16 protein-coding genes are annotated in these 20,332 nt (G+C 43.6%); 3 read left to right on the top strand and 13 right to left on the bottom strand.

Annotated elements, in window-relative coordinates:
- Positions 1–12: 12 nt before the first annotated feature.
- The 11 genes from ACEN82_RS03185 to ACEN82_RS03135 all read right to left on the bottom strand — a co-directional run bounded on the left by ACEN82_RS03185 (position 13) and on the right by ACEN82_RS03135 (position 14,086).
- A complete protein-coding gene (locus ACEN82_RS03185; RefSeq protein WP_413322633.1) occupies positions 13–1,302 on the bottom strand; it encodes an alpha-L-fucosidase in 1,290 nt (429 codons plus the stop codon).
- Between the two features lie 12 nt (positions 1,303–1,314).
- Positions 1,315–2,079 carry an SDR family NAD(P)-dependent oxidoreductase gene (locus tag ACEN82_RS03180; protein ID WP_413322632.1) on the bottom strand — a complete coding sequence of 255 codons (765 nt, stop codon included), beginning with the start codon at positions 2,077–2,079 and terminating at the stop codon, positions 1,315–1,317.
- Between the two features lie 350 nt (positions 2,080–2,429).
- Entirely contained in the window at positions 2,430–4,091 is a 1,662-nt protein-coding gene (locus tag ACEN82_RS03175) for a UxaA family hydrolase (protein WP_413322460.1), read from the bottom strand.
- Between the two features lie 49 nt (positions 4,092–4,140).
- A complete protein-coding gene (locus ACEN82_RS03170; RefSeq protein ID WP_413322459.1) occupies positions 4,141–5,493 on the bottom strand; it encodes an alpha-L-fucosidase in 1,353 nt (450 codons plus the stop codon).
- An 11-nt stretch (positions 5,494–5,504) separates the two neighbouring features.
- Positions 5,505–5,837, bottom strand: coding sequence for an L-rhamnose mutarotase (locus tag ACEN82_RS03165; protein WP_413322458.1), 333 nt, complete (start codon positions 5,835–5,837; stop codon positions 5,505–5,507).
- A gap of 337 nt (positions 5,838–6,174) precedes the next feature.
- A complete protein-coding gene (locus tag ACEN82_RS03160; RefSeq protein WP_413322457.1) occupies positions 6,175–6,663 on the bottom strand; it encodes a hypothetical protein in 489 nt (162 codons plus the stop codon).
- Positions 6,664–6,690: 27 nt separating this feature from the next.
- Positions 6,691–8,928, bottom strand: coding sequence for a penicillin acylase family protein (locus ACEN82_RS03155; protein ID WP_413322456.1), 2,238 nt, complete (start codon positions 8,926–8,928; stop codon positions 6,691–6,693).
- A gap of 416 nt (positions 8,929–9,344) precedes the next feature.
- Positions 9,345–10,436 carry a DUF3810 domain-containing protein gene (locus ACEN82_RS03150; RefSeq protein WP_413322455.1) on the bottom strand — a complete coding sequence of 364 codons (1,092 nt, stop codon included), beginning with the start codon at positions 10,434–10,436 and terminating at the stop codon, positions 9,345–9,347.
- 133 nt (positions 10,437–10,569) lie between these two features.
- Complete coding sequence (locus ACEN82_RS03145; RefSeq protein ID WP_112653611.1) at positions 10,570–11,088, bottom strand: DUF2911 domain-containing protein; 519 nt, start codon at positions 11,086–11,088, stop codon at positions 10,570–10,572.
- Between the two features lie 272 nt (positions 11,089–11,360).
- A complete protein-coding gene (locus ACEN82_RS03140) occupies positions 11,361–13,766 on the bottom strand; it encodes a TonB-dependent receptor (protein WP_413322454.1) in 2,406 nt (801 codons plus the stop codon).
- 113 nt (positions 13,767–13,879) lie between these two features.
- The gene (locus ACEN82_RS03135) at positions 13,880–14,086 is read right to left on the bottom strand and encodes a hypothetical protein (RefSeq protein WP_090528273.1); all 207 of its coding nucleotides are present in this window, start codon (positions 14,084–14,086) and stop codon (positions 13,880–13,882) included.
- A gap of 292 nt (positions 14,087–14,378) precedes the next feature.
- Between ACEN82_RS03135 and ACEN82_RS03130 the strand changes: the two genes are divergently transcribed.
- Positions 14,379–15,026 (top strand): DUF47 domain-containing protein, encoded by a 648-nt coding sequence (locus tag ACEN82_RS03130; protein ID WP_413322453.1) that lies wholly within the window; start codon positions 14,379–14,381, stop codon positions 15,024–15,026.
- Between the two features lie 120 nt (positions 15,027–15,146).
- Here the strand turns inward: ACEN82_RS03130 and ACEN82_RS03125 are convergent, their stop codons facing one another.
- Both ACEN82_RS03125 and ACEN82_RS03120 read right to left on the bottom strand, forming a co-directional pair.
- On the bottom strand, positions 15,147–17,633 hold the full coding sequence (locus tag ACEN82_RS03125; protein ID WP_413322452.1) for a TonB-dependent receptor: 2,487 nt from the start codon (positions 17,631–17,633) through the stop codon (positions 15,147–15,149).
- Between the two features lie 147 nt (positions 17,634–17,780).
- Positions 17,781–18,194, bottom strand: a complete 414-nt coding sequence (locus ACEN82_RS03120; RefSeq protein ID WP_112653608.1) for an EamA family transporter — start codon at positions 18,192–18,194, stop codon at positions 17,781–17,783.
- Between the two features lie 148 nt (positions 18,195–18,342).
- On the opposite strand from ACEN82_RS03120, the gene ACEN82_RS03115 reads away from it, so the two are divergent.
- Both ACEN82_RS03115 and ACEN82_RS03110 read left to right on the top strand, forming a co-directional pair.
- Entirely contained in the window at positions 18,343–19,020 is a 678-nt protein-coding gene (locus ACEN82_RS03115; RefSeq protein ID WP_090528286.1) for a response regulator transcription factor, read from the top strand.
- Entirely contained in the window at positions 19,020–20,267 is a 1,248-nt protein-coding gene (locus tag ACEN82_RS03110) for a sensor histidine kinase (RefSeq protein WP_413322451.1), read from the top strand. Before ACEN82_RS03115 ends, ACEN82_RS03110 begins: the two co-directional genes overlap by 1 nt.
- Positions 20,268–20,332: the final 65 nt, after the last annotated feature.

Raw genomic sequence — 20,332 nt, 5'->3', positions numbered from 1 at the left:
ATTGTCGTTGTATTAGTTTGTTATCAGTTTAATAATTGTATCGTTAGGGTCTGTTGCCACGCCGCTAAGATATACAAACACGCCCTCGGTTTGTTGTTTAAATTTCACCGCGCTGCCATCGGCCAGTAAAGCGGCTTTAGTTACTTTTCCTTTTAATTGCGGAATGAAAACGTATGGTTGTTGCGGTGCTGTCATGACATGCACATACAGGTTTTTATCTTTTTGAGTGATAACTCCCCATGGCTGTGCCGGAATTCCGCTGCCGCGGGTACCGTAAATCGCTTCGCCATTTTTTTGTACCCAGGCGCCTACAACAGCCAGTGTATCGGTAAATTCAGGCTGAATTTTACCGTTTGGCATCGGGCCTATGTTCAATAAAAAGTTGGCGTTCAGACCAGCCGCGTTAACCAGGTAATGGATAATGCGTTTAGATGACTTAAAGCTCCTGTCGGTAATGTTAAAGCCCCAACTGTTGTTAATGGTTTCGCAGGTTTCCAAAGGTAATGCACCTATTTTTGATTTACCGCTGAAGCCGGTTGTATTGGCTCCGGGCAGGTCTTTCTCAAACATCTGGAAATCTTCGCCCTCTTTTGGCGCAAGGTGGTGGTTATTGCCTACCAGTATAGCAGGGTTCAGTTTATGGATCAATCCGTAGATCTCGTCATAATGCCAGTTAACATCACGCTCCCAATGACCATCAAACCAAATGCCTTTAACTCCCGGGTATTTGGTGATGAGTTCGGTAAGCTGGGTTTTCATGAAATTGATGTAGCTGTCCCAATCGCCATTTGCGGGTTTGCCGTCAACTATCGGACTGCCGTAGGCGTAATCTTTACGGCCCCAATCCAATAGCGAATAGTAAAAATGCAGTTCGATGCCTTCCTTAACGCATTCCTGCGCCAGTTCCATCAAGGGATCTTTATGGTAAGGAGTAGCATCAACAATATTGTACGGCGATGCTTTAGTACCAAACATGCTGAACCCATCATGATGGCGCGAGGTAACGGTGATATACTTCATGCCCGCTTTTTTTGCAAACATCACCCATTCGTGAGCATTAAAAGCCTGCGGGTTAAAAAAGTCGGCCAAACGTTTATAGCTATCATAGGGGATATGCTTTTCGTTCATTACCCACTCGCCTGCGCCAAGCTCACTGTAAATACCCCAGTGAATAAACAAACCGAACTTCATATCCTGGAAGTTTTGCCTTGCAGCAAGATTATCGGCCGTTGGCGTGTAGGTTTGAGCGCCCGCGCGTACGGCGCCAAGCAGTATACCCATTAATAATAGCTTTTTGATCATATCAAGTCAGGTTTAATTGTTCAGGGTGATAAAGCCGCCATCGATAGGGTAATCGGTACCGGTAATAAATCCGGCCTCATCCGAACACAGGTAAAGCGCCAAAGCTGCTACTTCTTCCGGTTTGCCCATCCTGCCTATCGGCTGGCTTTTTGAGAGCTTTTCGAAGATCTCATCCTCACGACCGGCGTAGTTTTTGGCGATGAACCCATCCACAAAAGGTGTGTGCACCCTTGCCGGCGAGATACAGTTGCAACGGATGTTATCATGCAGAAAATCACGCGCTACCGATAAAGTCATGGCATGGATGGCGCCTTTGCTCATGGAGTAAGCAAACCTGTCGGTAATACCAACGCTGGCCGCTATTGAAGCCGTGTTGAGGATCACGCCGCCGCCATTGGCTTTCATTGCCGGGAGGGCCGCGTAAAGGCAGTTGTAAGCGCCTTTAACATTCACGTTAAACACACGCTCAAAATCTTCGGTACTGGTATTATCTGCTCTGCCGATGTGTGCAATACCTGCATTATTGATCAGGATATCTATCTTGCCTATTTTGGAGAAAGTATCCACAACCTGCTGCTGATTGCTTACATCGCAGGCATAGCCGGTAGCTTTTCCGCCAGCGGTAGTTATTTCGTAAACGGTGTCAGCTGCAGCTTGATCGTTTAATTCGATGATATGAACTTCGGCGCCTTGCTGTGCAAATAACACGGCCATAGCTTTACCTATGCCGCTGCCGCCGCCTGTTACAATTACTGATTTATTGGTTAGTTTGAACATAAGTACGGGCCGGGCCCCCTCTAAATCTCCCCCGGAAGGGGAGACTTTTTGTTTTTATGGTTATTATTAATTTATCTCTCAACTCCGTTGTTGGTATTGTCACCAACAACTTTTTTCAATTCCCTCCCTCGGGAGGGGTGCGGTTGGACTATGCGGTGGCAGGGAGGGGTTTATACACCATGCTTGCCGATTAAGCATATCGAAGAAACCCCTCCCTACACCCTCCCAGGGGAGGGAATCGCACAATCCCCCGCTTTTTTTTCGCCGTTGTTGGTGTTGTCACCTACAACTTTATGCCTCCACGCAAATCGAAAGTCCTCCCCCCTCCGGGGAGGGTTGGGTGGGGCTGCCTACAACGAAACCCCTCTCTTCCACGGAATAAAATCATCCTGGCCGAGTTTTACCGACTTTGGTTCGGCTTCGCCGCTGGCTACTTTTATCACGTAATCCAGGATCCGCTCGCCGGCCTGCTGGATGGTTTCGGTACCTTCAATGATGGTACCGCAGTTAATATCTATAATATCAGGCATGCGTTGAAACATGGCCGTATTGGTTGATAGCTTGATAACAGGAGTTACCGGGTTGCCTGTAGGCGTACCCAAGCCAGTGGTGAACAATACGATATTGGCGCCTGCGCCAACTTCGGCAGTGGTGCTTTCCACATCGCTGCCAGGGGTACATAGTAAATTCAAACCGGGTTTGGTTACTTTTTCCGGGTAATCCAATACCGCTGTTACCGGTGACGTACCGCCTTTTTTAGCCGCACCGGCCGATTTGATAGCATCAGTGATCAATCCATCGCGGATATTGCCCGGCGATGGGTTAGCATAAAAGCCCGATCCATCCGCCTCTGCACGTGCATTATAAGTAGTCATGAGGTGCATGAAGCGGTTAGCGGTTTCTACATCGATACAACGATCGCTCAGTTCCTGCTCCACGCCACAAAGCTCCGGAAACTCTGAAAGGATCACCGAGCCGCCCATGGTAACTAATAAGTCAGACAAATAACCCAATGCCGGGTTAGCCGAGATGCCCGAAAAACCATCCGAACCGCCGCACTCCAAGCCAACACACAGTTTTGACAATGGTGCCGGCTGGCGGGTTGTTTCATTGGCTTTGACCAAACCGGCGAAGGTTTGCTTCAAAGCTTGTTTTAACAATTCGCTTTCGGTACCTACTTTTTGCTGTTCCAATACAACCAGTGGCTTATTGAAATTAGCATCCCGTTTGGCAATTTCATTTTGTAAAATGCTTACCTGCGCATGCTGGCAGCCCAAGCTTAATATGGTTGCGCCGGCCACGTTAGGGTGTGTAATATAGCCTGCAATGAGTCCGCAAAGGGTATCTGAATCTTCGCGGGTGCCGCCGCAACCCATGCTGTGACTCAAAAATTTAATGCCGTCGATATTTTTGAACAGGCGTTTAGAGTTTGGCTTATCCTCGGATACCTGGATATCGGCGTTCAAGATCTCCTCCACAGATTTACCGGCCTGGTAAAGTTCCATCAACTGCTCCACATCGCCCTCATAGCTTTTGGCTTTTTTGTAGCCAAGCTTATCAACCAGTGCTTCCTTTAATACGTTGATATTCCTGTTTTCGCAAAAAACCATCGGTACCACAATCCAATAGTTACCCGTGCCAACCGAGCCATCGGCACGGTGGTAGCCCATAAAGGTTTTGCCTTCAAAGTTAGTCGTATCAGGCTGGTGCCATTGTAGTTTGCGATCGCCCAAATGAAAACCTTCGGCCGCGTGGTGTACATTTTCGGTGGTTAACAAACCACCCTGCGGTATGGTTGCTGAGGCTTTGCCTACCAGTACGCCGTACATGTAAATTTCCTTGCCTACCGGCAGTTCGTTGATAGCGAATTTATGCTTTGCCGCTACTTTATCTACCAGTGTAAAAGTTTGTCCATCAAACGTGATAACGGTTCCCTGCGGCAGGTCCTGTAAGGCTACCAGTACGTTATCATGCGGATGGATCCTTAAATATGTTTCCTTTTGTGTTGACATTATTTGTATATGATCGGCCCTTTTTTTAGTAAGGACAATATTTTTTTGCTTATTGCTGAAGCGTAAATTCAATTACCGGAATTTCATACGGCGGTTTTTGTGCGGGGAGCGTTAACTCCAGGTCGTCGCCGCTGCCATCCTTATATAAAAGCTCCGAGCTGTCATTTAAAAACTGCGCGTATTTGATCTTGCCTTTGTAACCAGGTAAAATCAGCTTGCCTTGCGGATAGTTAAACAAATGTATATACAGTTTACCGGCCGCTTTGTTATAAGTAAGCTTGGTTCCCTCTGGTATTTTATAAGTATCAGGAGCAAACGTACAGTTGTATACCGATTTGCTGTTGGCATGCATCCAGTAAGCCAGGCTATCCAGCGCGCGGGTAGCACGATAGTCAAACTCACCGCGGGCGGTTGGCCCTACATTCAGGATCAGGTTACCGCCATTGCTTACCGAAGTAATTAACAGATCGAGCAATTGACGATGGGTTTTCCAGGTATTTTCATCACGGTAGTACCCCCATGAACCCGAAAAGGTTTGGCAGGTTTCCCAGGTTTTGCCGCGGTATTTAGCTAACTCGGCGGTGCTTACCTGTTCAGGGGTTTCAAAATCGGCGCCGTCTTTATACTCTTCCAAATTAAGGCGGTTATCTACAATAATGCCCGGCTGTAACTTCCTGATCAGCTTAAGCAATTCAACTGATCCCCAATCGTCTTTGCCTTTACCGTGCCCATCCTTACGGGGGAAAGAAAAATCAAGCCAAAGGATATCGATTTTGCCGTATTTGGTTAGCAGTTCGGTGATTTGATCGCGCATGTACTGGCGGTATTTGGCCATATCACGCCCTTTGTTCAGCTTAGCGTATGATGCATCACTTTTATCAGCAGGCGACTGCGGATGATGGTCATCAATGGTGTATTGGGGGTGGTGCCAGTCTAACAGCGAATAATAAAAGCCTACCTTCAAACCCTGTGCACGGAAGGCGTTCACATATTCGCGTACCAGGTCGCGTTTGGCTTTAGTGTTTGGCGCTTTATAATCGGTAAATTTTGAATCGAACAAACAAAATCCTTCGTGGTGCTTGGTGGTTAGCACGGCGTATTTCATTCCGGCCGCTTTGGCTTGTTTCGCCCATTTTTGCGGATCGAACAGATCAGGGTTAAACTGGTCGAAATATTTCTGATAGCCGGCGTTATCAATTTTTTCATTATGCTTTACCCATTCGTGACGGGCAGCCTGCGAGTACAGGCCCCAGTGAATGAACATACCAAAACGGTCGTCCTTCCACCATTCCATGCGTTTCTCTTTCTGGGCGTCGGTTTCGGTGCCTATCATTTTTTGGGCAAATACCGATGGGGCCATCAGCAATACAAACATCAGCAGTAATTGTAGTTTCTTTAGCATAACTATTCTATTTATAAGGAGAAAATTTTGTCCATTAAAACCCATTTTGCACCCGCAGGCGCATTTTTTACCGGTGACTGAAATCTCCACATCAAATCTTCCCATTCCTTTACTTTAGGGTTCGCCGCATCTAAAGCTGCCGATTTTTCGAAACTAAAAGTATCATCAACCTCCATGACCATGAACATGCGGGTATCAAAACGGTAGATCTCCATTTTGGTGATTCCTTTGGCGATAATGCTGTCATGAATTTCGGGCCAAATAGTCTGGTGATATTTTTCGTATTCGGCAATGAGTGCCGCGTCATCTTTCAGATCGAGGGTTAAACAGTATCGCTGGCTCATAGAATAGCTCTCAAAAAAGTTTATATCGGTAATACAAAGAAATAAGGTTTGCAGGTAAATAGTTATCTGGAATTAAACAAAATGTTCAACTATTTTGGCATCGAACCGTTGATGTGTTTTGATTACGCTGATAGCGTTGATTTTGAACTTTGATTTTTAGAGATTGGGGATTGTCAGTTTTTTTTCTGAAACGGGATTTTTAAGGAATCTATTAGATGGACAGGATTTTTGTCTGAACTGTTTTTTGAATTTGTTAAATGGACGGAATTTTAAATAGCCAGGGATATTTCGACTATCATCCCGGCAATCCTTAAATCCCGAAAATCACGGTTCAGAATCAATCAAAACCTAAATATTCCTTTTGGTGCACTTCTACCGAGCCGGAGATATTATCATGATTAAGGAATATTACGATATGGAAAAAATCATTATCAAACAGATAGATATCGTTTTTAATATCAGAGCCGTGGAGTTTCATGATCAGGCCCATGTGTTTTGCCTGGCCTATTAAGTTAATGATGTGTTTCGGTGTAGAAGTGGTGTAGGTAACGGTACGCAATATAGCCCCGCTGCTTAGCTTGCTGTTAACGCCTATTACAATAGTTTCTTCCTTATTATCCGGCCCTATCCTGTTCAGGTGCTCAATGTTGTTGCCATTAACATCCTGGACATACTGGCGCTTAAATTTTTTTCCGAGGGTGAGATAGTTGTGTGCTTCGGCGTTTGAAAGATTGGAGATATTTGCCAGATCATTAATGGTTATGCTTTGGGCAAACAACGCTGCGCTGCAAAACAACAATAAGGCAATTAACAGGGTTCTCTTCATTTTTTAACTTACCAAATATACTTTTTACTATTTAAAATAGTCGCCGGGATGATAGCTGCGCTGCGCATGCTTTAAAACATCTTTTTTGTAAAACAGCACATCCTTAAATTTACCGTCAATAATCCCCTGCTCCTGATCGGTGAAGTTTTTTGATGCAGGATCAAAAGAGCTGCCGCCGTTTACGATGCTTTTAGCCCTTAACCGTGTACCAAATTCCACAACAGCGATAAAACTATTGCCCGAATATCCATAGCGCTTGTTGGTGTTCATGGTGCGGCTCTGGAACGATGGCAGCTGTCCAAAGCCCGATCCTGTTAAACCAACCGGGATACTGGGTTTATTATCATCAAAGCTAATGCCATCATCCGGGCGCTGGTAACGGTTCATCTCCCCCCACTCCACTTTCCAGGTGCCAAAACGGCCTTGCAAATTTTGAAGTACATCGTTTAACCAGGCCAACTGCTGCGCCGGACTTATGGTTTTAACCAGCGTTTGAAAGCGCCGGGTAATAAAAGTGCTTTCCTGATCGGTTTGAGGCGGCGGCAGCGCTTTTATCATCAGGGTGCCCCATTCAATAGCGAGCGAACTGGCTACAGAATGGATAGCGGTATTCCTGTCCCACTGCTGCAGGATCTTTATTGGCCCGGCAAGCGATTGTTTAACCGAATCGGGAGCTGCGTCATATGCTTTAAAAAGTGAGGGCAACAAATCATCAAAAGCGGCCAGGTAGTGGTCATACCCTTTGGCTACCAGGCCATCAAGCGTAAGGTTTTTCGCATCTTTTAAAATCCTGATAGCAGTTACCGCCCGGTAGTTTTCACCGTCGGGGGCCATGTAAACCGGGTATTTACTTTTATCCGGACTTGACGTGCCCGAAGCCGTATACGGCGTTGAATTACAGTTCTGGATCCAGCCGGTGGCGGGGTTGGCATTGGTGATGATCTCGCTCAGCTTGTGGGTACCCTGCCATTCGGTGGCCGATGTACTGCCATCAACAGGCAAGCTCCAGTCATATTTGGGATTGCGTTTGGGGATGTAGTTGCCATACCAAAAAATTGTATTCCCCTTATCATCTGCGTAAACGGTACTGTTTGTAGCGTTTGATACCATGTTCATGGCCTTTTTGTATTCGGCCAGGTTATTGGCCTTGGTTATCAGCCATGACTCAACCAAGGCATTATATGAGCGGTTGTTAGCTTTAAGTGCCAGCCATTTACCATCCCTGGCGCCAAGCACCGGGCCATGATGGGTATAATAGCCTGTTATGGAGCGCTGTTCAATCTCATCGTTATGCTTTATTTTGAAAGATAGTTTACGGGTGATAACGGGCCTCAGCTTATCATCATATTCGTAATACCATTTACCCTCTTTTTTACTCACTTTTTCGGCGTAAAGATCGGCCACGTCGGCATAGGCGCTGGTATGCATCCATCCACAATGCTGGTTAAAGCCCTGGTAAATAAAAAACTGGCCCCAGGTAACAGCCCCGTACGCGTTAAGGCCTTCATCGCTTACCAGCTCAACCTCACTGCGGAAATAGAACGGTACATGCGGATTGATATACAACAAAGCATGGCCCGATGCCGATTGGGATGGTGCTATAGCAAAGCCATTTGAACCGGTTTCGCGCTCGTTCACCATATCATAAACATTTTTTGCAGGCTGGTCGGTTACCGCGCCAAGCTTTTCGGGGGCGGTGCTGTAAAAGTCTTTGGTTTCATTTAGTTTAATGCCACCTGTTTCGGTAGCGGCAACGCTGCCATCGGTAAACATCAACGCGTACCAGGGTTCAAAATGTTTAAATACTTTGGGTTTTACTTCGGGATGTTTGTACAGGTAATAGTTAATGCCATCGGCAAAAGCATCCAATAGTTTCCGGAACCAGGGGGCGCTTGTTTTATAATCTTTAATGGCGTCGGCACTATCGGCAATCAGTTGCAGCTGCACGTCGGTATATAAATTAGTTTCGCCATCAACCTGGGCCTGTTTACCTAACTGGTAAAGGTAATTGCGTTCAATGCCTTTAAAGTTATCTTCGCACTGGGCATACATCAATCCGAAAACAACAGCAGCATCTGTTTTTCCATAAATGTGAGGAACTCCCCAATTATCCCTGATAATGGTTACTGACTTTGCTAATGTTTTCTCCCGTTTTATTTCCTTTTGATTAATTTTTTGAGCAAAAACCAAAGCAGGAAGAAACATTGAAACAATAATAAAATTTGCTTTTATAGTAACAGCAATTTTACCAAACAATTTATCCATATAAATGTGAAGTAAACGAGGCTTTTTAAAGATTTTGAGGTAAATTTGGAGATTAATTCATAATAATTACATAGCAGCGCCGTTTTTATTCAATTATTTACAATCGGCTTTTTTGAGGTAATTATTTGCTGTACTTTAAAACTGTATAGTTAACATTTGATAAATTTCTGTACCGGTTTCCACTCCGGTATCCGAATATGAAGAGCTTGGGTACGCATTTAAGATGATATCTGAGATTTAGTTGATTCAATATCATTTGAGACGTGATATTGTGTGCGTTCCGGGGTGAGATACGGAACGCATTTTTTGTTTATGAATGAGATCATGGTTCATAGTTAATGGTTCATGGCAATTAGTGGTAATCACTACGAGATTCAAATTCGGCCATGATCCATGAACCATCAACTAATGAACTACTAATGAACCCACCTATCCCTGTACCACGCCATAGCTAACAACACCATGCGGTTATAGGTTTCGAGGCCCTGGGGCTGGTTGTTGGCTTTCAGGAAATTATCGTAAAAAATACTGCTTATAGCGCCCAGCTTGTTTTCGTAGGCCAGCCAGTAATTACGCTCGGTGATATAATCGCCGCGTACATCTTTGCTGATGAGCGATTTGAGTTCTTTATGAGCAACAGTATCACGGACACCAAGCGAATGCATGAATTCCTGCACGGCGAGATGATATGCCGAATAACGCAATAACCTGTCATGTGATTTTACGGCGATCACAAAGCCGGCAAAATCAGCTTCATCCTCCGCCCCGTACCCCATCTGGTGCGACATTTCATGACATACCACAAAGGGCCGGTTAAAAATGGGCATCTGGTAATTTACCTGGGCTTCGGAGGTGAAAGGGTTATAATAGCCCGAGGTACCGATATAATTTAATAATGGCGTCAATATCGATGGTTTTACATCAGGATTATAAGCCCTGAAATTAACAGAATCTTTACTGAGCACGCCGATGGCATGCCGTGCCGTATTATAAATATGGGTGTTACTTTGGACCCAGTCTGCCGGTGTAAGCCGTGCACGGGTAACGTTGGCGCTGTCAATCAGGATCCGGGTTACCGCTTTAAGATCGGCAGTTGTAAAAGCCGTATCCCTGAGCCCAAGCCGCTCGGAGGCCGGCAGCCTGAAATAGTTCATTCCCCACAACATATAAAAAGCCACAATGCCCGCCTGGATACCTATAACCAATCCTAAAAAAAGTTTCCCAGCCATTTGAAACCGTTTTTTAAACAGCAGGACAATTAACCTGATTACCGCATAAATCAAATAAATAACCACAGCTATATATACGATGTCGCCAACACTAAACGGAAATATGTTTAAAACGGAATGAAAAACCCGGCAAATGATAATGTAAAAACCATTGGCATAATAACGTTCAACAGCGGCCGGATGATCAGCAAACAGCATCAGCAAAAAAATAGCCAATGCCAATGATATTATCGCGATGATCCTTTTTAGTACAGGTTTTTTGTTGGTTGGGTAGCGCATTATCTAAGGTAAATATAGCGCTTTAGGGTTCAGGTTTAAAAAAGAATGCTTTTGCGCGCTAAAAACCCGGGTAATAGAAAAAGCCCCCTTGGCAGGAGGCTTTCAAAATTGTGAAAAACAAGGTTACTGAATATCATTTACTTACAGACACCGGCACTACGATCTTATCCCAGAACATGCAAAAACTTTTTGCATCAACTGTATAAACTAATCTTTCGTGCATTGGCGCGGCTTTGGTTTTTACGTTTACACGCAGGGCGTCTTTTGACTCATCGTATTTAAACGCGCCCCATTGTTTGGCCACTTTGTTAAAAATAACTGTCCAGGTACCGTTTTCGGCCGGGATCAGGAAAAAGCCATAAGTACCTGCTGCCAGTGGTTTACCCTCAACTTTGATATCTTTTGTTGTTGTAAAAGTTGTGGCCTCGTTAGCACCTGCACGCCATACTTTACCGTAAGCTTCAAGACCGCCCCAAATTTTACGGCCTTTAACCGATGGGCTGCCATAGTTAATAGTAATAGTTGAACCAGCCGCTGTACCGCTAACGCTATCGCGCGGGCTTGCTGGTTTGTCCTGGGCAAAGGTTACCGCTGATACTAATAAGGCGAAAGCAAACAGGAATGCTGCTTTGAGCTGAAATGATTTTTTCATAAGATTTCTCATAAATTGTTTAATATAAAGATAGATTGAAATTTGGTTTAAAAACAACTATTCGTTTAAATACCTTCGAGAGGTGATTTTAACACATAAAACACTGAAAATAAACACCTGATGGTTAAACTATTTTGATTTTATATTGTTTAATAATTGAAAGATCATATTGCAATTAGGAATCGACCGGAGGGATTCATAGCCCAAAGGTTAAACAATTGTTGTGGTTTTTTTACCCTGCCTACCATGGCAGGGTTTTTTATGCGCCGGCATCATTGTACCTTATAAGTTAATATGCTCCGTCCTATATTGCCTGCTTCATCAATACCCTCTATCACCAAACGGTAATTACCTTTGCTATCTGCATTAAAAAAATCAAACGAGGCATTACCATCTTTGTCGGTTACAATATCGGGGTTCCAGTATATAGCGGTTCTTGCGTCAGGTTTCTTATCAGCACCCGTTGATGCTTCATAAACCGGTGAATAAAAGGTATGGGCTTTGTAAAAACCCTTTGCTGTAAAATACAGCAAGCCTGGCGACATCACATTATTTGAAACAACCGGAGCTTGAGTTTTCCGCATTTTGAGTACCAATACCCCATTTGCCCCCCTTACACCATAAATGGTAGCATCGTTATTTTTTAACACATTTACACTTTCAACATCAGCAGCATTGTAATTATCAATACTTGTTCCGGCCGGTATTACGGTATCATCAACTACGATCAACATTGGCCCTCCCTGCATGGCCGGGTTCACCTTATCAGCCAGGTAGGGTACGCCTTGTCTCAAAACAACACCATTTAAACGGCCCTGCAACCCGTTTGACAGGGTGCTTTGGTCTCGCAGGTTATTTTTCCCCAAAACCTCTGTAGTAAGTTTACCGGCATTAATACCTCTTTCATTAATAGTAACCGCATTAAGTGCCCTGCTATTCGCATCAGCTATGTAAACCGGCTGTTGCGTTGTTTTATCAAAGCCCGCACTGTTTACCCCCTGTGCCGGGCTCATCAAATCTCCGGTTTTAATATTTGTTAACGCCTTTGCCGGAGAAATGGATATTTTGGTATTACTTTTCCCTTCGGCTGTTTTAGCCTGGATCATGAACGGGGTTTTATCATCATAAACCAGGTTTTTGAAAGTAAAATTACCATCCTGATCGGTGGTTTGTGTTAATAAAGCCCCGCCTGCCTGCGGCATCAGGGTTACCGTACCGCCATCAACCGGCTTCCCCGAAATTGTTTTTACCTGGCCCGATACATCGAAACCGTTTTCGGCAGTATAAGCTACGGCAGTGTTGTTGTCATTGAGCACTTGCTTCCACTCAAAGTGGCGATACCCCTGGGTTAGCATCAATACATCCAGGTTAAACCGGGTATCATTACTAACATCAGCAAAATAATAATTGGGTTGCTCAATTACCCCTTTCAGATCAGACGTTAGCAGCAGACTTGATAATATGCTATTTTCATCATCTCCGGTTACAGACGCTTTACCGGCATCAATAATTGATGCTGATAAATAGCTTTTTACCGCCTCTCCGTTTTTGTTTTTAGTATTGATAGCAATATGCACCTTTCCTCTTACCGGGTATAAAGGTTTATCGCTAACAGATGTAATTGTTAACAGGTCGGGATTTTGGATAAATACCAGGCGCTCATTGAGTGGTTCGCCCTGCTCCGAAAAAAGCGTTATCCGGGTTATACCTGTTTTAAAATCTTTTTTATTGAGATTTAGGTCGAGCACCTGGTTATCAAGCGCGGTTTTTACCGAGCGGATACTACCGGCCGAATAAATAATTATCCCTATTTCCTTGTTCTTATTTTTAAGGTAATAAGCTTTATTGGCATTTATTTCAATGCCAAGTTTATCAGGATTATCATTGTTAACCATCAACGTGATCCCCTCGTTATCGGCTTTCGGTAAATCCACTATCGCTTTGGTACCATCGGTATAGGTTAAATTTGCTTTATAAGTTTTACCTGCTTCGGCAGTAATAAATATAAGCCCCATGCCCAGGTGTTTCGATTCAAACCTGGTTACTTCGGCATTGGTGTTGTCAACCACAACACCTTTAACATCAAGCCCCGGCCCGTTTGCACTTACCGCTTTAAAGGCCAGCTTGGTTGGTATACCGTTTACAAAACTTCCCCCTTCCGAAAAAAAAGCGATAATAGGTTTACCTGCTTTAACCACTAACGCTTTATTGCCCGCAAATGCCCGCCCATTGACGTTTACCTGCCGGTCAAATAAATTCTGCCCGTTATCGATCATCCACTTAGTATAAGCCCTGATGCGATAGGTTCCTCCGGGCAAGATACCGGGAAGGCTAAAATCGCCTGCGGCCAAGCCATTAACCACTTGCAGCTGGATTGTTTGCAGCAGGGAATCGGAGGGGGTAACCAGGTCGACATGCAACATGCCGCTTAACTTTGAAGGCTCATGCTGTTCGCCCAGGGTTACATATGCTTTAAAGTATATGGTATCGCCTGCATTGTAATCAGGTTTATTTAAATGCAGGTACACTTTTTCAACCGCTTTACTGGCCGATAAAGTTTGCAGGCGCGACACCATCGCATCTAAAGGAACGGAAGGTGAAACCGGCTTATTATTTTGTGAAAAAACAGGCACAGAGCAACACCATGCCGCTAACAGCGATAAAACTATCTTTTTCATAAGCGGGAATAATAGCAGGTTAAATTGGTTATATAATGGCAATTAAATATAAGTATTTATTTGCAAAAACACTCATTTTAAATTAGTTATACCCCCTTGCAAAACCGCGCCTGCTATTGCGTCAGTTCAGCATCCTGCTTCATTTCTTCCCAGTAAAGTGTTTCAAGGTAAATACCGTTTTGAATAGCTACACGCGCACGTATTTTTTCTAATTCGGCTTTCACTTCTTCATTGCTGAGCTCCCTACCCAGCGAATGGTAATAAATGGCGTAACCTGTTTTGCTGTTTACGCATTTATAATGCTTTTCCCCGGCTTTCATAATTGGATTGACTAATACAAATACAATACTGCAGATGGCAGGATTGTTTTAATTAAACTTAAATGTTACACAATTTTCTTCATTCAATATACAGGTTTCTTTTTACTTTAAATCAACAAGTTATAATCTCATTAATTTTGTTTTATTACATTGGCCTAACCATTCTTAACATTAACTTAACATTTGGCATTATATTAATGGTTACTTTTATCCGCTGAATAATTTATAGTAACATATTTTAAAATCCACTTAATATAACTACTGTAAATTCACGGACTGATAAGACAGATCAATGAAGAGCACTAACTCAAAATCGATATTTCCAAACTCAAACCAGGTTTTTTACGATTTGTTCAACACTGCTGTAGCCAATGTTACCGAAATGGCCAGGCTACTGGATGAAGCCGTTAACGCCCCAACATCATATGAGCAGAAGTTTAATTTTGCGCATATTGATAAGCTAAAATTTAAAAGTTACGAGATAACACACAGGGTATTCTCCGAATCGGGCCGGATGCTGATCTCTCCATTTAACCGTAAGGATATGTGCGACCTGGCATCAGCCATTGATGATGTAGCCGACAGGATTACCATGGCTGCCCGCAGGATCAACCTTTACAACGTGCCTGTTATTACCCAGCCAATGATAGATTTGGCCGCGCTGATCCTTAAGACCAGTACAGAGCTTGAAAAAGCGGTAAACGCGATGAATAACCTGAACAAATCGGCTGAGATCTTTGAGCTTTGCAGCAATATCAAAAAACTGGAAGCCCAGGCCGATTCAGTTCACAATAAAGCCTTTGCCGATCTGCTTAATAATGAAAAAGATCCGATTGAATTAATTAAATATACCGATGTTTTTGCAGCCATGGAAACTGCTACCGACAGCTGTGAAGATACAACGCTGATCATTGAAAGTATTTTGATCAAGAACGGGTAACCTCACCCAACCCGCTCCAAAGGAGAAGGCTTTAAATAGATATTTTAAACAAAAAAGCGATGATAACTCATCGCTTTTTTGTTTTTAAAGTCCTCTCCTTTGGAGAGGATTTAGGTGAGGTTATTTCCCCTTATCAGTTTGAGGGCCATTGTCACCTCCATTATTATCCTGATCATTGTTTCTATCTTTTTCCCGATCCTTCTTAAATTCAAGCTTGCCAAACTTATAGCTCAGGCTTATGCCGAACGACTGTACCGGCACCAGCCTCAGGTTGGTTGAATAAAAGTTGCTGCCAAAGGTTGATGAGCTTTGACTCACATATTTGGCAAACGGATTGGTAGCTGTAAGCCCAATACTGGCTTTTTTGTTCATGAACATTTTGCGCATGGCGAAATTGTAAAACACAAATTTGGGATTGGTACCCTGGATGCCCTTTTGCGATGAATTGTAGTTACCAAAAAACTCGGCGCTCAAATCATGACCAAAGCTATATTGCGCGTTGAGGTTAAGGCGGTACGCGAAGGCACTTACATTGGCGAAACCAGGATTGGTGCTGCGCCTGTCGCTGAAAATCATATTGGTACGCAGGCTTAGCTTACTGGTTACCGGTACCGAAGCATAGATATTGATACCGATGCGTTCCTCCGAGCCTATGTTATAACGCTGGTTTAATGACACATCGGTATAAGTAGTACCGTTTACATCAAACGTGGAGTAAAAGGTAGTGAACTGTTGGATATCATCGGTATTACGGCGATAGAAGGCCGCTATGTTGATATTGGCTCCCTTATCATATGATTTGTTATAACCCAACTCAAAGTTGTCGCCCTTTTCGGGTTTAAGATTTGGGTTACCGGTGCTGATATTATGCGGGTCGCTGATGTTCAGGAAAGGGTTCAGGTCGCCGTAATCAGGGCGTTGAATGCGGCGGGTGTAGCTTAATTTAAGTGATTCGCCACCGTTTCCAAACTTATGAGAGAAAACCAATGATGGCGCAAGGATATTATAAGATGGGATATTTACACCCTGAAAATCGGCTGTAGTAGTGGTATACTCATCCCTTAAACCAGCTTTCACATCCAAAAACTTATCAAATACCGATGTTGAGGCCGACAGGTAATAGGCATACACTTTACGGTCGTAAGTAAAACCATAGGTTTGGCTTGGGTTGGGCACAAAGGTATTACCGCCAAAAAGCGTATCCGTTATAACATTATTGTTGATATGGTTAAATACAAGTTTACCGCCTGTTTCAAGCGTAAAGTTTTTGCTTACCGGCTGGGTATAATCAACAGATATATCGGTTTCCCTGTCCTTACCGGGGTTATTATTAGAGATACCGGACGAAGTTATGCCTGAATCATAATCCTGGCGCTGGAATGAGCTGAACGAGTTACGGCCAAAACTTGATGAGTATAGTATGTCAAGCTCCTGCCCTTCTTTGGCGAAGGTTTTCTTATAGTTCAGGTTCACATCGGTTGAAGTACCGTTAAACTTACTGCTTGAGTTACGGATACTCCTGATATCAGATATCGGGTTACCTGTTGCGTCAACCTCGCTTTGATCCTGGTTGGTAATTCCGTTGCCATGGTTGCCAAAATGGTTAAAACCTACGCCTGCGGTCAGCTGATCTTTAGGGGTAATATCCCACGAAAAATTGATCCCTGATTCGTAACCATTACGTTTAAAGTTATTACTTCCCTGCTGGAACAAGGTAGTTTTATTATTGGCCGAATCGGTTGATACGCGGTTACGGGTATTAGGTGCATTAGTATTAATTTGGGCGTTACCGCTAAAAAAAGCATTCACCCCAAAATTGCCTTTACGGGCATTGAGGTTAAATGAACCGTTTTCGCGGCGGGTACCTGCCGATAGGTTAACGCTGCCGTTAACGCCCTGCACTTTGCTATCTTTTAAGATAATGTTTACGATACCTCCCGTACCCGCCGCGTCATACTTAGCGCCCGGGCTGGTAATCACCTCAATACTTTTGATCTGACTGGCCGGGATGCTGGCCAAAGCATCGGCAAGGCTGGCCCCAAAAATGCTTGATGGTTTGCCATTGATCAAAAAACGGATATTGGCATTGCCCTGAAGCTCCACATTACCATCAATATCAACCGTGATCTGCGGTACTTTTTTCAATACATCAATAGCTACGCCGCCCTGTGCACTTAAATCGTTTTGAGGGTTGTAAACCATTTTGTCAATCCGGTTTTCAACAGTAGGTACTTTGGCAGTTATGGTTACGCCTTTTAGCTCGTTAGCAACCGGAGCCAATTTGATCTCGCCCAATGATACGGCTCCATCTTTAACCATTACATGTTCGATAGTTGCTTTCTGGTAACCTAAAAATTCGGCTGTTATTTTATACTCCCCGGCGGGGATGTTATTTATGCTAAAATTTCCTTTAGGGTCGGTGCTGATGCCATTGAAGGGTGAAGCAGCGCCTTGTTTAAATACAGATACGGTGGCATAATCAACCGGTTGCTTTGTAGTGGCATCGGTAACTTTACCGGTGATTTTCCCCCTGGCTCCGGGGGCAGTTTGGGCGTGTAAGGTGGTTATAAAAATAAAAGAAAATAATATCAAAAAAACAGATTTCATTATAAAATACGGGTGTTTGGAACCACAAATTTTATAAGAAAGATTGGATTAAATCTGAATTAAATGGTATTGAAGTGTATTTGTTACAATATGTTTTTGTTATGTATATATGCTTGTTACATTGTATATGAGCATGTTACAAAAAGATTAGAAAATCAATACAATTGTGCCGCCGATGATAAGCAGCGCGCCTATAGCGTTTTTTAAAGTTAAGGGTTCGCCCAGAAAAATAACAGAAAGCGCTATGGCCAAAGCAACGCTTAGTTTATCAACAGGGGCAACCTGGCTTACCTTGCCCAACTGCAGGGCGCGGAAATAACAAATCCACGAAAGGCCGGTTGCACAGCCCGAAAGAATGAGGAAAGTCCAGTTGGTTTTAGTAAGACTGCCGATACCGCCGTGGCTCCCCTTAAAAAGTGCTATGGCCCAGGCCAGGATCAGGATTATGACGGTACGGATAGCCGTAGCGAGGTCGGTATCAACTCCTTTAATCCCTATTTTGGCAAAAATGGCTGTAAGCGCCGCAAACAGTGCCGAAAGTAATGCGTAGATCCACCACATAATGATCCAATTTTGTTTTTAACTTGCAACAAGCTAAATGCAAATTTGCTTATGTATTCTGTATAAAATCTGTGAGATAGCTGTTAGCCTCTACTCAAAATCCAGAATCTGTACAAATTGGCATTTTAACTTTATCAAAAAAAACGTTTTGAAAATACTCATCATCGAAGACGAAGAGGGCCTGCGCGAAAGTATTGAAGAATATTTTACAGAAGCCGGCAACATTTGTGAAACCGCGGCCAGCTATGCAGCAGCCCTCGCAAAGGTTGAATTATACCGTTACGATTGTATCCTGCTGGATATCACCTTGCCCGGCGGTAATGGTATTGATATATTAAAAAAGCTCAAAGCCAATAACTACACCGATGGGGTGCTCATCATATCGGCCAAAAACTCGCTCGATGACCGCCTCCAGGGCCTTGACCTCGGTGCTGATGATTATCTGGTAAAACCCTTTCACCTTTCGGAATTGAAGGCGAGGGTATCTGCCATCATCAGGCGTAAAATGTTCAATGGCAGCAATGTACTTAACTTTAACGAGCTCAGTATCGACCTGATGGCTAAAACGGTAGCCGTAAATGGCACCCCTGTAAAGTTTACCCGTAAAGAATTTGCTTTGCTTATCTATTTTATCTCCAACAAAGGCAAGGTAATTTCAAAAAACGCAATTGCCGAACATTTATGGGGCGATGGCATCGACCTGGCCAATAATTTCGACTTTATTTATTCGCACATCAAAAACATCCGCAAAAAAATAATGGAAGCCGGCGGTAAGGATTATATTTATGCAGCCTATGGCATGGGCTACAAATTTGCCGATCAATAATGAAGCTTTCGGAAAGGTATAACCGGGTAAATTTAATTGCTACTATCGTTATCATGCTGATAACCGGCGTTATATATTACCAGGCCATCAGCCTGATCCTTACTAATCAAAAAGACAATTCACTTAAGGTTGAAGAGCAGGAAGTTTTTGATTACGTAAAGCTCAATCACCACCTGCCCCAGGTTTTCGCCTCTAAAGACCAGCAGATCACCTTTATTTCGGCCGAACCCAATTCCGTTAAACGCGATTTTTTTAACACTACTTATTACCGCGAAAAAGACGAGCCGGAATCAGGTCGCGGTTTGGTCAGTTCGGTGACAGTTGGCGACAGGTATTATAAAATTCTGATAGTTGAATCGAAAGTAGAAACTGAAGACCTGATCCAGATCATCTTCGGCATTACCATTGGCGTTATCTTATTACTGCTGCTGGTGCTGGTAATTACCAACCGCCTCATATTGAGCCGGCTTTGGCAGCCATTTTACAGTATCCTGAGCGAGTTGAAACTATTCAACGTTACCGATAGCCGCGAAATGCCGTCTCCCAATACTACTATCGACGAGTTTAACGAACTCCAGGCCGAAGTTACCGCCATGGCCGAAAGGGTAAAAAAAGACTATAAAGACCTTAAAACCTTTACCGAAAACGCCTCGCACGAATTGCTTACCCCTATCGCTGTGATCAATTCCAAACTGGATACCCTGATCCAGACAGAAAACTTTAGCGAGCATCAAAGCAAGTTACTCAATGACCTTTACAGCGCGGTATCGCGGCTGAGCAGGCTTAATCAATCGTTGTTATTACTGGTAAAGATTGAGAACAAACTTCTGAACGATCGACAGCACCTGGATTTACAGGAACTTATAGATGATTTGCTGTATCAATTGGAGGATATTTTCAGCGACAAAGAAATAACGGTTATTTCAACAATTGGTAAAAAGGAAATTGAAGCCAGCAATTACCTTATTGAGATATTGTTAAATAACCTGATCATCAACGCGGTACGTCATAACCGTACAGGCGGCGAGATCATCATCAGCCTCACAGCCGAAAATTTAACCATCAAAAACACCGGCGAACAGGTAGCCTTAAATCCTGAAAATATCTTTACCCGCTTTCATAAAGCATCAACTTCTGAGGGCAGCGGATTGGGGCTTACCATATCCAAACAGATCTGCGAAAGTTTGGGTTATCAGCTGGTTTACAGTTATAAAGCACCTTATCATATCTTCACGGTTAACTTTTAAATTTGTTACACTGCCCCTACCAATTTTTTCCAGAATTATCCTGTAGCTTAGCTATTATTTAACAC

This window comes from Mucilaginibacter sp. Mucisp73, from assembly GCF_059491465.1.
Note: the sequence above shows the minus strand (reverse complement) of the source record. Positions and strands in the feature narration are given on the sequence as shown.

What these genes read in the sequence shown, in the direction of transcription:
- ACEN82_RS03185 (WP_413322633.1), bottom strand. Translation starts at nt 1,302, where the DNA reads ATGATCAAAAAGCTATTATTAATGGGTATACTGCTTGGCGCCGTACGC.
- ACEN82_RS03180 (WP_413322632.1), bottom strand. Translation starts at nt 2,079, where the DNA reads ATGTTCAAACTAACCAATAAATCAGTAATTGTAACAGGCGGCGGCAGC.
- ACEN82_RS03175 (WP_413322460.1), bottom strand. Translation starts at nt 4,091, where the DNA reads ATGTCAACACAAAAGGAAACATATTTAAGGATCCATCCGCATGATAAC.
- ACEN82_RS03170 (WP_413322459.1), bottom strand. Translation starts at nt 5,493, where the DNA reads ATGCTAAAGAAACTACAATTACTGCTGATGTTTGTATTGCTGATGGCC.
- ACEN82_RS03165 (WP_413322458.1), bottom strand. Translation starts at nt 5,837, where the DNA reads ATGAGCCAGCGATACTGTTTAACCCTCGATCTGAAAGATGACGCGGCA.
- ACEN82_RS03160 (WP_413322457.1), bottom strand. Translation starts at nt 6,663, where the DNA reads ATGAAGAGAACCCTGTTAATTGCCTTATTGTTGTTTTGCAGCGCAGCG.
- ACEN82_RS03155 (WP_413322456.1), bottom strand. Translation starts at nt 8,928, where the DNA reads ATGGATAAATTGTTTGGTAAAATTGCTGTTACTATAAAAGCAAATTTT.
- ACEN82_RS03150 (WP_413322455.1), bottom strand. Translation starts at nt 10,436, where the DNA reads ATGCGCTACCCAACCAACAAAAAACCTGTACTAAAAAGGATCATCGCG.
- ACEN82_RS03145 (WP_112653611.1), bottom strand. Translation starts at nt 11,088, where the DNA reads ATGAAAAAATCATTTCAGCTCAAAGCAGCATTCCTGTTTGCTTTCGCC.
- ACEN82_RS03140 (WP_413322454.1), bottom strand. Translation starts at nt 13,766, where the DNA reads ATGAAAAAGATAGTTTTATCGCTGTTAGCGGCATGGTGTTGCTCTGTG.
- ACEN82_RS03135 (WP_090528273.1), bottom strand. Translation starts at nt 14,086, where the DNA reads ATGAAAGCCGGGGAAAAGCATTATAAATGCGTAAACAGCAAAACAGGT.
- ACEN82_RS03130 (WP_413322453.1), top strand. Translation starts at nt 14,379, where the DNA reads ATGAAGAGCACTAACTCAAAATCGATATTTCCAAACTCAAACCAGGTT.
- ACEN82_RS03125 (WP_413322452.1), bottom strand. Translation starts at nt 17,633, where the DNA reads ATGAAATCTGTTTTTTTGATATTATTTTCTTTTATTTTTATAACCACC.
- ACEN82_RS03120 (WP_112653608.1), bottom strand. Translation starts at nt 18,194, where the DNA reads ATGTGGTGGATCTACGCATTACTTTCGGCACTGTTTGCGGCGCTTACA.
- ACEN82_RS03110 (WP_413322451.1), top strand. Translation starts at nt 19,020, where the DNA reads ATGAAGCTTTCGGAAAGGTATAACCGGGTAAATTTAATTGCTACTATC.